This window comes from Kitasatospora sp. NPDC059827, from assembly GCF_042731675.1.
Taxonomy (GTDB): domain Bacteria; phylum Actinomycetota; class Actinomycetes; order Streptomycetales; family Streptomycetaceae; genus Kitasatospora.
On sequence record NZ_JBHWIV010000016.1, the window covers coordinates 48,932 to 60,344 of the forward strand.

Annotated in this window: 17 protein-coding genes; 5 read left to right on the forward strand and 12 right to left on the reverse strand. The window is 70.6% G+C overall.

All coding sequences use genetic code 11. The features are described from left to right. Positions 1 to 24 precede the first annotated feature (24 nt). The 4 genes from ACFV8H_RS13195 to ACFV8H_RS13210 all read right to left on the reverse strand — a co-directional run bounded on the left by ACFV8H_RS13195 (position 25) and on the right by ACFV8H_RS13210 (position 1,780). Positions 25 to 552, reverse strand: coding sequence for a hypothetical protein (locus tag ACFV8H_RS13195; RefSeq protein ID WP_380399159.1), 528 nt, complete (start codon positions 550 to 552; stop codon positions 25 to 27). Positions 553 to 597: 45 nt separating this feature from the next. After that, complete coding sequence (locus tag ACFV8H_RS13200) at positions 598 to 1,056, reverse strand: MarR family winged helix-turn-helix transcriptional regulator (protein WP_380399161.1); 459 nt, start codon at positions 1,054 to 1,056, stop codon at positions 598 to 600. Between the two features lie 104 nt (positions 1,057 to 1,160). After that, the gene (locus ACFV8H_RS13205) at positions 1,161 to 1,406 is read right to left on the reverse strand and encodes a hypothetical protein (RefSeq protein ID WP_375888509.1); all 246 of its coding nucleotides are present in this window, start codon (positions 1,404 to 1,406) and stop codon (positions 1,161 to 1,163) included. After that, complete coding sequence (locus ACFV8H_RS13210) at positions 1,403 to 1,780, reverse strand: ATP-binding protein (RefSeq protein WP_380399163.1); 378 nt, start codon at positions 1,778 to 1,780, stop codon at positions 1,403 to 1,405. Before ACFV8H_RS13210 ends, ACFV8H_RS13205 begins: the two co-directional genes overlap by 4 nt. A 144-nt stretch (positions 1,781 to 1,924) precedes the next feature. Between ACFV8H_RS13210 and ACFV8H_RS13215 the strand changes: the two genes are divergently transcribed. Next, positions 1,925 to 2,794, forward strand: coding sequence for a helix-turn-helix domain-containing protein (locus ACFV8H_RS13215; protein ID WP_380399165.1), 870 nt, complete (start codon positions 1,925 to 1,927; stop codon positions 2,792 to 2,794). A 2-nt stretch (positions 2,795 to 2,796) separates the two neighbouring features. Next, positions 2,797 to 2,991 carry a DUF397 domain-containing protein gene (locus tag ACFV8H_RS13220; protein ID WP_380399167.1) on the forward strand — a complete coding sequence of 65 codons (195 nt, stop codon included), beginning with the start codon at positions 2,797 to 2,799 and terminating at the stop codon, positions 2,989 to 2,991. On the opposite strand, the gene ACFV8H_RS13225 is transcribed toward ACFV8H_RS13220, so the two are convergent. Next, positions 2,981 to 3,808, reverse strand: coding sequence for a helix-turn-helix domain-containing protein (locus tag ACFV8H_RS13225; protein WP_380399169.1), 828 nt, complete (start codon positions 3,806 to 3,808; stop codon positions 2,981 to 2,983). The genes ACFV8H_RS13220 and ACFV8H_RS13225 overlap by 11 nt on opposite strands. Positions 3,809 to 3,936: 128 nt before the next feature. Between ACFV8H_RS13225 and ACFV8H_RS13230 the strand changes: the two genes are divergently transcribed. From ACFV8H_RS13230 to ACFV8H_RS13240, 3 genes are all read left to right on the forward strand, one after another. Continuing rightward, positions 3,937 to 4,338, forward strand: a complete 402-nt coding sequence (locus ACFV8H_RS13230) for a VOC family protein (protein WP_380399170.1) — start codon at positions 3,937 to 3,939, stop codon at positions 4,336 to 4,338. Positions 4,339 to 4,365: 27 nt separating this feature from the next. Further along, complete coding sequence (locus ACFV8H_RS13235; protein WP_380399172.1) at positions 4,366 to 4,779, forward strand: SRPBCC family protein; 414 nt, start codon at positions 4,366 to 4,368, stop codon at positions 4,777 to 4,779. Positions 4,780 to 4,950: 171 nt separating this feature from the next. After that, positions 4,951 to 5,340 carry a fucose-binding lectin II gene (locus tag ACFV8H_RS13240; RefSeq protein WP_380399174.1) on the forward strand — a complete coding sequence of 130 codons (390 nt, stop codon included), beginning with the start codon at positions 4,951 to 4,953 and terminating at the stop codon, positions 5,338 to 5,340. Positions 5,341 to 5,395: 55 nt separating this feature from the next. Here ACFV8H_RS13240 and ACFV8H_RS13245 read toward each other — a convergent pair whose 3' ends face one another. The 7 genes from ACFV8H_RS13245 to ACFV8H_RS13275 all read right to left on the reverse strand — a co-directional run bounded on the left by ACFV8H_RS13245 (position 5,396) and on the right by ACFV8H_RS13275 (position 11,399). Then, complete coding sequence (locus ACFV8H_RS13245) at positions 5,396 to 6,100, reverse strand: hypothetical protein (RefSeq protein ID WP_380399176.1); 705 nt, start codon at positions 6,098 to 6,100, stop codon at positions 5,396 to 5,398. 198 nt (positions 6,101 to 6,298) lie between these two features. Continuing rightward, positions 6,299 to 6,442 (reverse strand): hypothetical protein, encoded by a 144-nt coding sequence (locus ACFV8H_RS13250; protein WP_380399178.1) that lies wholly within the window; start codon positions 6,440 to 6,442, stop codon positions 6,299 to 6,301. 369 nt (positions 6,443 to 6,811) lie between these two features. Next, positions 6,812 to 7,033 carry a hypothetical protein gene (locus ACFV8H_RS13255; RefSeq protein WP_380399180.1) on the reverse strand — a complete coding sequence of 74 codons (222 nt, stop codon included), beginning with the start codon at positions 7,031 to 7,033 and terminating at the stop codon, positions 6,812 to 6,814. 99 nt (positions 7,034 to 7,132) lie between these two features. Next, entirely contained in the window at positions 7,133 to 8,230 is a 1,098-nt protein-coding gene (locus ACFV8H_RS13260; RefSeq protein ID WP_380399182.1) for a serine hydrolase domain-containing protein, read from the reverse strand. A gap of 71 nt (positions 8,231 to 8,301) precedes the next feature. After that, a complete protein-coding gene (locus ACFV8H_RS13265; protein WP_380399184.1) occupies positions 8,302 to 8,970 on the reverse strand; it encodes a DUF4097 family beta strand repeat-containing protein in 669 nt (222 codons plus the stop codon). A gap of 239 nt (positions 8,971 to 9,209) precedes the next feature. Next, positions 9,210 to 10,424: an FG-GAP repeat domain-containing protein gene (locus ACFV8H_RS13270; RefSeq protein WP_380399186.1), complete on the reverse strand. Its 1,215-nt coding sequence runs from the start codon at positions 10,422 to 10,424 to the stop codon at positions 9,210 to 9,212. A 186-nt stretch (positions 10,425 to 10,610) separates the two neighbouring features. After that, a complete protein-coding gene (locus ACFV8H_RS13275; RefSeq protein ID WP_380399188.1) occupies positions 10,611 to 11,399 on the reverse strand; it encodes an aminoglycoside N(3)-acetyltransferase in 789 nt (262 codons plus the stop codon). Between the last annotated feature and the right edge of the window lie 14 nt (positions 11,400 to 11,413).

The following is an 11,413-nucleotide window of genomic DNA, read 5'->3' on the forward strand; positions in this document are numbered from 1 at the left end:
ACTTCCTGTGCACAGCGGTCCGGCTCACGGGCCGACGAGCTCCGCGAGCTCGTCGGCCGACTCCGGGGTCAGCCGGTAGAAGCCCTGGAGGCTGACGGAGCGTTCGAGGCGCCCGTCCACCAGGTGCTTCAACCCCCGCAGCTTTCCCCGCTGGTTGCGCCAGGTGAGCTGCCCGAGGAGCTCCCCCGGTATCCGCTGGTCGAAGCGCACGGGCGTCCCGTCCACGTGGACGGCCTCGGCCCCGCAGCCGCCCGCGCCGAGCATCCACCAGGCATCGTGCCCCGGGAAGGCCGGGTCCTGCCAGGTCGCTCGGGCGGCGCCGCAGCACTCGCCGCGCTCCCGGTCGACGATCCGCATCCGGCTGACCACGAACACCTCGCACCGGCTGACGTGCAGCGCGTACACCTCGTCCCCGGCCTTGGCCGTCGACCAGGCGGGCAGCGACTGGTGCACCCCGCTGTAGGCGACGGGCGGCCGCTCACCCACCCGGCCCCCCTTGCGGAGGAAACGGCAGGTGTCGTGGGTCCACAGGACGGTGAAGGCGTCGGGCATGGCGCCGATCCTAGGAACGGGGTCGGACAGTCCGGCCCCCTGCGCTCAGTGGTGCCAGGCCTGCCCGCCCGTGTTGTGGACGAACCGCTGCAGGACTTTCAGCGTGGTCAGGTACTCCTCGTCGGAGATGTCCGCGTGGCGCTCGGCCCACAGCTCGTCCTGGAGAGCGGCGAGCCGGTCGAAGAACTCCCGCCCCTCGGAGGTCAGTACGAGCCGGCCCCCGGGGGACTCGGCGACCCAGCCGCGCTCGACGGTCGCGTCGATCTCGGCACCGAGAGCGTCCTGCCCGGTGTCGAGGTAGTCGCGCAGTACGGCGGAGACCTCATCTCGGGTCCTCGGCTCCTCGGCCCGGGCGAGCTGGGCGAGCACCCACCACTGCGGCTGCGTGGTGCCGAACTCGGCCAGCGCCCCACGGGTGCGGTTGACGACGGCCTTGTACGCGGCCCAACTCCAGTAGCCGATGGGCTGCTTGATCAATTCGGCATCGCTGTGCGAGTACTCCACGGCCGATCCCTCCCCTTCGCGTCGATCACTTCGGCAGGACCGACGCTAGGAGGTGAAGCCGACTTGAGGTCAAGCTCCTTTTCCGGCGGTAGCAAACTTGGCACTCAGCTCCGGTGTCGCTTGAACTCGCGCAGCAGCGCCAGGAGGTTGATCACGGTACTGGCGGGAACGTTGCCCAGGTCGACGAGCACCCGGCCGTTCAGGACGGTCTCGCCCGGCTTGGCGGACGGCCAGAGGATGCCGAACTCGCGCCCCTCGGTCCGGAGTTCCACGATGAGTTCGGTGAGCTGCGGGCCGGTGAGGTGGTGGATCGCCGGATCGGCCGGGTGGATGGGGTGGAGGGCGTTCACGCGGCGCCACCGTCCTGCGACAGCTCGAACCAGACCCGCTTGCCCATCTTCTGCGGCTCGGCGCCCCACCGGTGGGTGAGGCCTTCCACCAGCTGCAACCCACGGCCGGACTCGGCGAGTTCGGTGGGCCTGCGGCGCTCGGGGAGGAGGGGGCTGAGGTCAGCCACGTCAACCCGGAGGGTGCGGGATTCGATGGAGATGACGACGGCCGGCGAGGGGGTCCGGCCGTGCCTCCAGGCGTTCACGATCAGTTCGGCAAGGGCGACTTCGGCGTCCGCGATCGCCGAGAGGCCGTACCCGGCGCGCGCCATGGCCTCGCGCAACAGCTCGCGGGATACGAGGAGGGAGGGGGAGTTGAGGTTGGGGTCACACATGGGGAGTCTCCCAAACACTACTGACGATCCGTCTGATCGACGGTATGTGCTTGGAACTGTAAGTGAATCTGCCTCAACTCTGCAACACACTCCGCACATGCCCCTACACTTTCCGTAGGCATAGATCGCGGGAAGGACCTGCCCATGGGATTCAGGACTGGCATCAGCGAGCGCCAACGCCGCTTCGGCGAGGAACTTCGCCGACTTCGAGACGCCGCAGGCCTCTCGGCGTTGGAGATCGGCGAGGCCTTGGGAGTGAAGGGTCCGAACATCAGCCACACCGAGGCCGGCAGGCTTGGCCTCAACACTGAACGTTTGAACGCCTGGTTCGACATCTGCAAGGTCACGGACCCCGAGTACCGGGCCGGCCTCATCGCCATGAGCGAGAGCTCGGGCAAGGGCTGGTGGACCGAGTTCAAGCACCACATGACGCGCAGTGCGCTCGATCTCGCCGAGTCAGAGGCTTGCGCTACCGCCCTGAACAACTACGAATCTCTCCTGATCCCGGGGCTCTTGCAGACCAAGGCCTACAGTGAGGTCATCCAGGGATACAACGAGAAGAAGGTCGAGTTCCGCTACGAGCGCCACAAGCTGCTGACCGGCACGAATGCGCCTCCCTATCGGGCCGTGATCCATGAGGCCGCCCTCCACATGATGTACGGCGGGCCGACGGTCATGAGGGATCAGCTGACCCATCTGATCGAGATGAGCAGGCTGCCGAACGTGACGATTCAGATCCTCCCGTTCGACTGCACCACATACGCTTCGAATGACACTCCGTTCCTGCTCATTCGTGGGGCTCACACCCGGCTTGACACAGTTCTGCTCGAACACCCCCATGGGTCCGACTTCATTGGAGACCCCGAGGTCGTGACAACATTTGACCGGAAGTTCGACCGGCTCAGGGGCTTGGCACTTCCTCTCCTGTCGGCTGCAACATCCGAGTCATCGCCAGCCCGGCGCGACTCACTGGGTTTGATCCAGCACATCCGTTACAAGGTCCAGGGAAGATAGCCATGCACCAGCTCAACTGGCAGAAGTCCAGCTACAGCAGCGACCAGGCGAACTGCGTCGAGATCGCTTCTGCCGGTGAGCTGATCTACCTCCGCGAGTCCGACGACCCCTCCACCATCGTCACCACCACCCGCGCCAAGCTCAACGCCTGGATCCAGGGCGCCAAGGCCGGCGAATTCGACCACTTCATCGTCTAAGCCCAGGCTCGGGGCTCAGCAGCCGCCGCAGGGCGGTCGGCGTGTGGCCGAGGTGCTGGCGCATGGTGCGGGTGAGATGGGCCTGGTCGGCATAGCCGAGCTCGGCGGCGAGGGTGCTGATGCTGGTCTCGCCGGCCTCCAGGCGGTCGAGGGCTTGGCCGATGCGGACGCGGTGGCGGTAGTGGGTCACCGAGACGCCGAGGTGGCGCGGGAAGGCCCGGCTCAGGCGGTACGGGGACACTCCGAGCGACTCGGCCAGCCCGAACAGCGTGCCCGCGGCCGGGTCCGCTTCGGTGATCGCCTCGCGGGCGGCCGCGACGAGGCTCCGGTCGCGCTCGGCTGCCGCGTCGCCCACCAAGGTCCGCCCGGCGACGGTGCGGCCGATGGCCGTCGAGAGCAGCCCCACCAGCTCCTCGGCGAGCGCGTAGTCGATGTCCTCCGACCGACCGGCGGCGAGCAGGCGCCGGTGCGCCAGGTCGAGCTTCGGGTCCGTATAGAGCGTCTGTGCGGCCGGTCCAGCCCCGTCCCCGGCCAGGGAGCGCCACAGGTGCGGCGTCACGCTGATCGACGTGCAGGTGTCGCCCCCGGCGGGGTGGGCGAAGCTCTCCTCCTCGCCGGGGACGCCCACGTAGCCGAGGGCCGTGTCGATGTCGGCGGGCGCGCCGCCAGCCGTTCTGCGGAACCTTCCACGGCGTACCAGCACCACCCGGTAGTCGGCCCGTACCTCCGGCGCGGACCAGCGGCTGTGGTCGGACCGGCAGGACACCGCGCTGATGGCGAAGCCGGGGCGGGTGGCGACAGGGTCGGCGGTGAGCACTCTTCGAACGCTACGCACCGGGTCTGACAGCCACGCAAGGATGTTCAAGACCGGGGCGGGGCTGCTGGGCGAGGCTCCTCACCGAAGCCCGTAAGGCTTCCGGTCGTTCACGATTCAGGAGTCCGCTCATGCCCGTTCTCGCACAGCTCACCACCGTGGTCGTCGACTGCGCCGACCCGGTCGCGCTCGCCGCCTTCTACCAGCACGCCACCGGCTGGGAACTCACCTACAGCGACCAGGACTTCGCCTCCCTCAGCGCGGGCAGCGCGGGGACGGGCTTGGCCTTCGTCCGCGTCGAGGGCTACCAGGCGCCGCAGTGGCCCGAGGGGAGCGGGCACCTGCACCTCGACTTCACCGTCGCCGACCTGGAGGGCGAGGTCGAGGCGCTGCTCGCCCTCGGCGCGTCCCGTCCGGAGTTCCAGCCGGGCGAGGGCCGGTGGGTCGTCCTCACCGACCCCCAGGGCCACCCCTTCTGCCTGCTCCCGGCCGCGACCGCCGCCGCGACCGCCACCGCGCCCACCGCCAACTGACCGTCCACCCAGACAAGGAGTACCCCCATGGCAACCGTGCACCGAGAGGTCCTGATCGAGGCCGACCCCGAGGGGATCTGGGCGGCGATCCACGACTGGGGCGAGGTCCATCACCGGCTCGCCCCCGCATTCGTGGTCGACACCCGGGTCGAGGGGGATGTCCGGGTGGTGACCTTCGCGGACGGCACGGTGGTGCACGAGCTGATCGTCTCCCTCGACGACGACCTCCGGCGCATCGCCTACTCGGTGGTCGGCGGCTCCATGGACGTCGCCCACCACCACGCCTCCATGCAGGTGTTCGCCGAACCCGGCGGTCGCAGCCGCTTCGTCTGGGTCACCGACGTGCAGCCGCACGGCCTGGCGGAGCCCATCGCCGCGATGGTCGACCAGGGGATCCAAGTGATCCGCCGAACCCTGGAGACCGCCGCCCCGGCTTCCTGAACACCCCGGCGCTCCGCCTACCACTGTCGAGCTGCCCCTGTCCCGGATTCCGTGACTCCGCCTCCTCCGGCTCTCTGCTGGCTACGCTGAGCGGCGATCACTTTCGATCACTATTGAGAACTCAGAGTCACCACCCTGTGCTGGGATCCAGCCGAACCGAAGGAGTCCGAAGTGTCTGACGCGTACGTCTTCGTCAAGGACAACAAGGCCGAGATCAGTCTCCCCGACGGCGCAAAGGTCGCCATCAAGGCGAAGACCAACTCGTCCTTCACCCAGAAGGTCGCGGTCACCAGCAAGGACGGTGAGGTGGACTACCTCTTCACCGGGACCGGAGAGCGCAACACCATTTCCGGGGCGGAGACCATCACCGGTCCGCGTCAGCTCGTCGCCACCTTCGAGTACAGCGAAGCCGACGGCAACTGGAAGGCGAGCAAGCTCAACAGCGGTGGCCCGTACGACATCGGCAACTACCACCTGATGGTGGTCGTCGCGGAGAACGGCGACGACGCCGACTACAACGACGCCATCCTCGAACTCAGCTGGTTCACTCCGAGGGGCTGAGCAAGCCGTCCTTGTGCGCGGGAAGTCGGACCGGCCGACTTCCCGCGCACAACTCCTACTCGGCGCTCGCCAGTTCCCGGCGGACCCGCTCCAACTGCTCGACCGTGAGCGGGTGGTCGGACAGCACCAGCGTCCACTGCCACCGGGCGTCACGCCACCGCTGGAGGTGGTGTCCAGGGTCCCTGGCCCATCCTTCGAAGTACGGCGGCTCCTCCAGGGGCTGGCGCACCAGTTGGGCCACCGTCGGCGCGCCCGGCGACGGCTCGTTGTCGAGGTCCACGACCACGTACCCGGTGTCGGGATCGCCGTCGATCGGGCTCGGGCGCCCGAGCGGGCCGGGCCAGGACGCGGGCACCGGCAGCGGCCACGTCCGGTAGTGCTCCCGGATCCGCTCCCACCGCAGCTGCTCGGCCCGGTCGGCGCTGCCGTCGTCCTCGGGCTGGACGAACCGGTCGTCCGGCAGAGCCTCGGGAAACGCGAGCTCGGACAGCTCCTCGACATAGGCCGTTCCCGGCGCGGAGGCCCGCAGCACCATCCCGGTCCGGCTGTCGACCACCAGGTCCAGCGTCACCCCCTCGGGCCCGGCCATCTCGGTCCGCACCGCCGCCCGGCCTTCATGCTCCGTCGGGCTCCCGGCCGGAAACTCCGGCAGGGCGGGAACGACCAGCCGGGCAGGGTCCGGGCCGAACCTCCACGGCCAGCCGTCGCCGGGGAAGGAGAGGCCCGGCTCCACCCACGGGGGGAAATTGGTCTCGGACACGGCGACGCGGCCACCGTACTCGTGCCGCCACAGCGACGGCGCCCGGAAGGCGAACCCCATGACCGTCTCGACGTCTTCCGCCGGAGGATGCCCAGGCCCGTTGCCCACTCGCGGCCGCACCGCCCGGTACCGCCCGGTGAGAACCCGTACGGCCGCCGCCGGCTCACTCGCCATCGCCGCCTCCTCCGCTCGCCCTGCTCAGTCGCCGCGGCCGGTGGTCGGACACAGCGTGCTGTCCGCGGCAGTCACACACACGTCCCACCCGCGGAACTTCTCGCCCTCCTGGCCGTCGTCACCGATGGCGGTCGAGCCGTCCGAGAAACGAACTTTGAGGTTCGCCATGGGGAACTTGGTGGTCTTGACCGTACTGCCGAAGGACCGGTTGATCTCCGTGCCGTTCGGGGCCTCCCCCGAGCTCGGCCCATCGGCGCCATCCGACCTCCAGGTCGAACACGTCTCGTCGACATCGTTCGGAATGTTGACCCCACACTCGTAGAAGTACGAGACGGAGAAGCCGCTCGGCCCCGACCACGGCGACGAGTTCAGCTCCAGACGCCACCGGCGCGACTCCCCGCTGTAGATGTACTCCTTGAACCCGAGCTTGACCTGCTGGATCGCATGACAGTCGGAACCCCCGCAATTCGCCTCGATGGCCCAGACATCCGCCGACTTGTAGATGTAGTTCGTCGTGGGCGCTCCCTGCCTGAGCTTCTAGCCGCGCGGCGTGTCCGTCCGGACCTTCGACGGCTGGGGGCTCAGCTGCTGCCGCGCTGCCGGTGGGAGCTGCGTGACGGGGATCCCGCCATCGGGCAGGGGTGCTTCCGCGAAGTAGCCGATCCGCTGCGGCGCATCCCCCTGCGGTGTCGCCGGCGCGGCTCCCGCCCCCAGGCCGGCGGCCGCCAGCACCCCGATCGCCGCGAAGTACCGCTTCATGGTTCCTCGGCCTCCAAGAACACGCGATGAACACGCAGAGTACCGTCACTTATACATTGCGTGCGCGCGCCTGTCCTGCGCTGCTCCGGCGTGGCCGGATCAGCAGAAGACCGCCTTGATCAGTCGCTCCAGGGCGGGCGGGAAGGTCTGGGCCGGGTCCTGGTCGGAGTCGCCGGTGGTGAGGCCCGCGGTGAGGACCCTGGCGCCGTCCGGGGTGGCGATCATCAGGGCGCCGTAGCCGCCGGGGGCGCCGCCGTTGTGGTGGACGATGGTGACGTCGCCGCTGTCCGGGCCCAACTCCTGCACGAACAGGCCGAGTCCGTAGCCGAGCATCCCGTGCGGGGTCCGCATCTGGTCCAGCAGCTCGCCGGGCAGCAACCGGCCGCCGAGCAGGGCGGCGAAGAACACCTGGAGGTCACGGGTGGTGGAGATCATGTCCCCGGAGCCGCACAGCAGCGAGAGGTTCTGCCGGGAGACGTCGACGACCTTCCACTCCTCGCCGTCCTGGTAGCGGTAGTAGCCGTGGGCGTGCGGGCCGGGTATCTCCGAGAGGCTGCCCGGCACCAGGGTGTCGTGCAGGCCGAGCGGCCGCAGGATCCGTCGCTGCATCTCCTCGGCGTAGGTGTGCCCGGTGAGCGCCTCGACCAGCAGTACGGCCAGCGTGTAGTTGGTGTTGGAGTAGCTCTGCTCCGAGCCCGGTTCGAACCGGGCCGGCTTCGTCAGCGCGAACTCGACCAGCTCGTCGGGCCGGTAGTCGTGGAGGCGGTTGTCCACCCACGCCTTGCCGATCGAGGGCAGCCCGGGCACGAACTCGCCCTTCTCGTCGAGCTCGCCGGTGCAGTTGTGGACGCCGCTGGTGTGCTGGAGCAGCATCCGTACGGTGATCCGCCCGTCCAGGCCGCCGAACCGGGGCAGGTGTTCGGCGACGGGGGCGTCCAGGTCGATCAGGCCGTCGGCAACCAGGTGCAGCACCAGGGCGGCGACGAAGGTCTTGGTGGTGCTACCGATCCAGAACTGCCCGTCGGTGGCGGGCTTCGCGCTCCCGCCGAGCTCGTGCACCCCGGCGCTGCCGGTCCACGCGCCCTTCTCGTCGTGGACCCGCAGCTGGACGCCCGCGAAGCCGGCGTCGACGAAGTCCTGGGCGGCCTTGTGGAGTTCGGGACGGTCCTGGGTGGTGGTGGTGGTGGTGGCGTTCATCGTCGTTCCTTCTCTCGCGGATCGTGGAGTGCGGTTCAGAGACTGCGGGCGGTTCAGAAGCCGTGGGCGGATCAGAGGCTGCGGGCGGTGATGTCGCCGTAGGCGGTGGTGGCGTGGATGGTCAGGCCGGGGGTGCCGTCGGCGTTCCGCAGCGCGTTGTGGATCCGGCCGTGCGCCGTTCCGGCGTCGAGGGCGGCGGAGACGCCGCGGGCGGCGCCGACCTCGATCTGCCCGTACTCGGTGCGCAGGGTGACGGCGCCCTGGACGGCCTCGGTGATCCGCAGGTCGCCCTTCTGGGTGCGGATCTCGGCGGGGCCGCCGAGTCGGCCGACGGCGATGTCGCCGGCCTGGAGGTCGAGGCGGGCACCGGCGGTCTCGTCGAGCTTGACGGTGCCCTGCGCGGCCTCGATGGTGACGTCGCCGAGGCGGCCGACGCCCCGGAACTCGGCCAGCGCGGCCGTCGCGTCGACCCGGGAGCCGGTGGGCAGTTGGACGGTGACCTCGACGGAGCCGGAGTTCCCGAGGAGGCGGTTCCCGGCCTCCGGGGCCTCGACCCGCAGCACTCCGTCGACGTAGGCGACCTCGACCCGCTCGGCGGCCTTCACGTCGCGACTCTTCCCGGCGTCGGCGGGCCGGACCTCGACCACGGTGTCGGCCCGGTCGGCGGCGATGAGCCGGATGCGGCCGGCGGGGATGTCCAGGACGGCCGAGACCGGGGCGGGGGTGGCGAACTTCTGCATCGTGCTCTCCTTCGTTCCTGCGGCGCGGGCCCGGCGGCCCGCCGCTTTCTGACAAGGGAAACGCTACGTTGCGTTCGCAGTTCAGGCAATCGCCATCCCGCGCAGCTAACCAATAGTCGCAGGTGAACGCCCATAAATCATTGCAACAACTCTGCCGGGAATGCAACGACCCCCAGCCCATTCATTGCAATGGACTGGGGGTGAACGCTATGCACAGGCGTTGCAGCGGGCAGCGGGCGCTACCGGAGCCGGTCCGCACCGGACGGAGCCGCCGCCCGCGTCGTGCGGTGACCGTGGGAGTTCAGCAGCACCGAGACGCTGTTGTCCTGGGCGTTGGTGACCGCCAGGTCGAGCCGCCCGTGGTGCCGGAACCGACCGGCCACCAGGGTGTCCGGGATGGAGCCGTCGCCGGACCCGGTCGGGTAGAACTCCGGCGCCCGGAAGGTCCCGTCGCCGTTTCCGCGCAGCAGGGCCACCGAGCTGTCGTCGGTCGCCAGCGCCAGGTCGGGGGTGCCGTGGCCGGTGAAGTCGCCCACCACGACCGAGACCGGCCCGCCGCCCGCCGGATACGCCCGCGCCGGCTGGAACGTGCCGTCCCCGTTGCCGAGCAGGACCACGGCGGAGTGCTCCCCGTCCGCGACCACCAGGTCGAACCGGCCGTTACCGCGCAGGTCTCCGGCGGCCAGCGAGTACGGGACGCCCCCGACCCGGTAGTCCGTCGGGACGCCGAGCGTGCCGTCCCCGTTGCCGGGGAAGACGGCCACCTCGCTGACGCCGTCCAGGGCGACCGCCAGGTCCAGGTGCCCGCTGCCGCCGAGGTCGGCGAGCGCGATCGAGGCCGGGTTGGAGTCGGTGCCGGTGGAGTACGTGCGCGGCGTCTGGAAGGTGCCGTCGCCGTTGCCGAGCAGCAGCGAGACGCTGCCGTCGCCGAAGTCGCCCAGGTTGGCGACGGCCAGGTCGAGCGTGCCGGTGCCCCGGAAGTCGCCGATCGCGACGGCGTCCGGGTGCGAGCCGGTGGCGAAGCGGGTGGGTGCCTGGAAGGTGCCGTCCCCGTTGCCGAGCAGCACCGAGACGCCGCTGTCGTCCTGGTCGGCGACCACCAGGTCCTGGACGCCGATGCCCCGGAGGTCGCCGACCGCGACGGAGGTCGGTCCGGGGCCCGCCGGGAAGATCCGCTGCGGGCCGAACCGGCCGTGGCCGTCGTTCAGCAGGATCGACACCGTCCCGTCGGCGGCGTTCGCCACCGCCAGGTCGGCCCGGCCGCTGCCGGTGAAGTCCCCGGTGGCCACCGCGCGCGGGTTGTGCCCCACCGGGTAGTCGGTCTTCGGGGCGAACACCCCGGCCCTCGGGGCCACCGACTCAACGGCCGACGCGCCGCCGGGCAGCGCCAGCACCGCCCCTGCCGCCACCACGACCGCCGCCGCAACAGCCTGACCGCGCCTCAGTCCACCCATTCCGCACCTCTCCCGTCCGGACGCCCGCTCGGCGCCGCTCTCGGCGCGATGGTCGCCCGACCGGGAGCGCGGTGCCGGCCCCGACACCCCGGGAGGAACCCCGGACCGCCCGAACCGGCGATCCAGGAGCCCGACCCGACGGCCTCGGCCCAGGGCCCGGCAGCCTCAGCCCAGGGCCCAGCGGCCTCAGCCCGAAGCCCGGGCCCGGGCCCGCGCCCGGAGCAGCCCGTCGGCGAGGTCGACCGCCTCCCGGACGGGGACGAGCCGGCAGTCCGCGTCGCCGATCCGCCCGGTGGTGACGCCCTCGGCCGCGGCGAGCACCTCCGCGCCGAGCTCGGCGAAGTGCAGGTCGTCCAGGTCGGGCGCCCGGAAGGACGTCCAGCCGTCCGTCGTGACGCAGCCGTACTCGCGGTGCCGTACGTCGGCCTGGCGCAGGTCGGCGAGGTGGAAGGCGGTGAAGCGGGCCATGTCGACGCCGAGCATCAGCACCCGGGCGTCCAGCTCGTACAGCCGCCCGAGCGGGGAGTCGGGGCCGAGGTGGGAGGTGAGCGGGTGCCGGGAGGTGATCTCCTCCGCCCGGGGGCCCAGGGCCGCCCAGGAGGTCTGCGGGTGGCTGCTGCGCAGGGCGCCGGGCCGGGTGCGGACGACTTCGGAGAGCGCGCCCAGGGTCGGGGAGGCCGGGGTGGTGGCCGGGTCGAAGCGCGGCATCCGCGCCCGGTGCTCCGCGATCTCGGCCGGGGTCAGCCCGGCGATCGCGGCCTGGTGGACCCGCGAGGTCGAGGAGTTCTCGGGGGTGCTGGTGAACGCCACCAACGTCCCCTCCTCCCCCAGGACTTCGAGCAGGGCGTCGACCACCCCGGCCGCACCGCCCTCGACCGGCCCGAGCGTCCGCAGCGACGCCTGGACGTGCAGCACCGTGCCCGGCCGCACGCCCAACCGGGCGAAGCCGTCGGCCAGTTCAGCAGTGGAGATCATCCGACACCCCTTCG

Excerpts from the sequence above, each read along its gene's own strand:
- ACFV8H_RS13195 (WP_380399159.1), bottom strand. The coding sequence starts at position 552 with ATGCCCGACGCCTTCACCGTCCTGTGGACCCACGACACCTGCCGTTTC.
- ACFV8H_RS13210 (WP_380399163.1), bottom strand. The coding sequence starts at position 1,780 with ATGTGTGACCCCAACCTCAACTCCCCCTCCCTCCTCGTATCCCGCGAG.
- ACFV8H_RS13215 (WP_380399165.1), top strand. The coding sequence starts at position 1,925 with ATGGGATTCAGGACTGGCATCAGCGAGCGCCAACGCCGCTTCGGCGAG.
- ACFV8H_RS13220 (WP_380399167.1), top strand. The coding sequence starts at position 2,797 with ATGCACCAGCTCAACTGGCAGAAGTCCAGCTACAGCAGCGACCAGGCG.
- ACFV8H_RS13230 (WP_380399170.1), top strand. The coding sequence starts at position 3,937 with ATGCCCGTTCTCGCACAGCTCACCACCGTGGTCGTCGACTGCGCCGAC.
- ACFV8H_RS13235 (WP_380399172.1), top strand. The coding sequence starts at position 4,366 with ATGGCAACCGTGCACCGAGAGGTCCTGATCGAGGCCGACCCCGAGGGG.
- ACFV8H_RS13250 (WP_380399178.1), bottom strand. The coding sequence starts at position 6,442 with ATGGCGAACCTCAAAGTTCGTTTCTCGGACGGCTCGACCGCCATCGGT.
- ACFV8H_RS13255 (WP_380399180.1), bottom strand. The coding sequence starts at position 7,033 with ATGAAGCGGTACTTCGCGGCGATCGGGGTGCTGGCGGCCGCCGGCCTG.
- ACFV8H_RS13260 (WP_380399182.1), bottom strand. The coding sequence starts at position 8,230 with ATGAACGCCACCACCACCACCACCACCCAGGACCGTCCCGAACTCCAC.
- ACFV8H_RS13265 (WP_380399184.1), bottom strand. The coding sequence starts at position 8,970 with ATGCAGAAGTTCGCCACCCCCGCCCCGGTCTCGGCCGTCCTGGACATC.
- ACFV8H_RS13270 (WP_380399186.1), bottom strand. The coding sequence starts at position 10,424 with ATGGGTGGACTGAGGCGCGGTCAGGCTGTTGCGGCGGCGGTCGTGGTG.
- ACFV8H_RS13275 (WP_380399188.1), bottom strand. The coding sequence starts at position 11,399 with ATGATCTCCACTGCTGAACTGGCCGACGGCTTCGCCCGGTTGGGCGTG.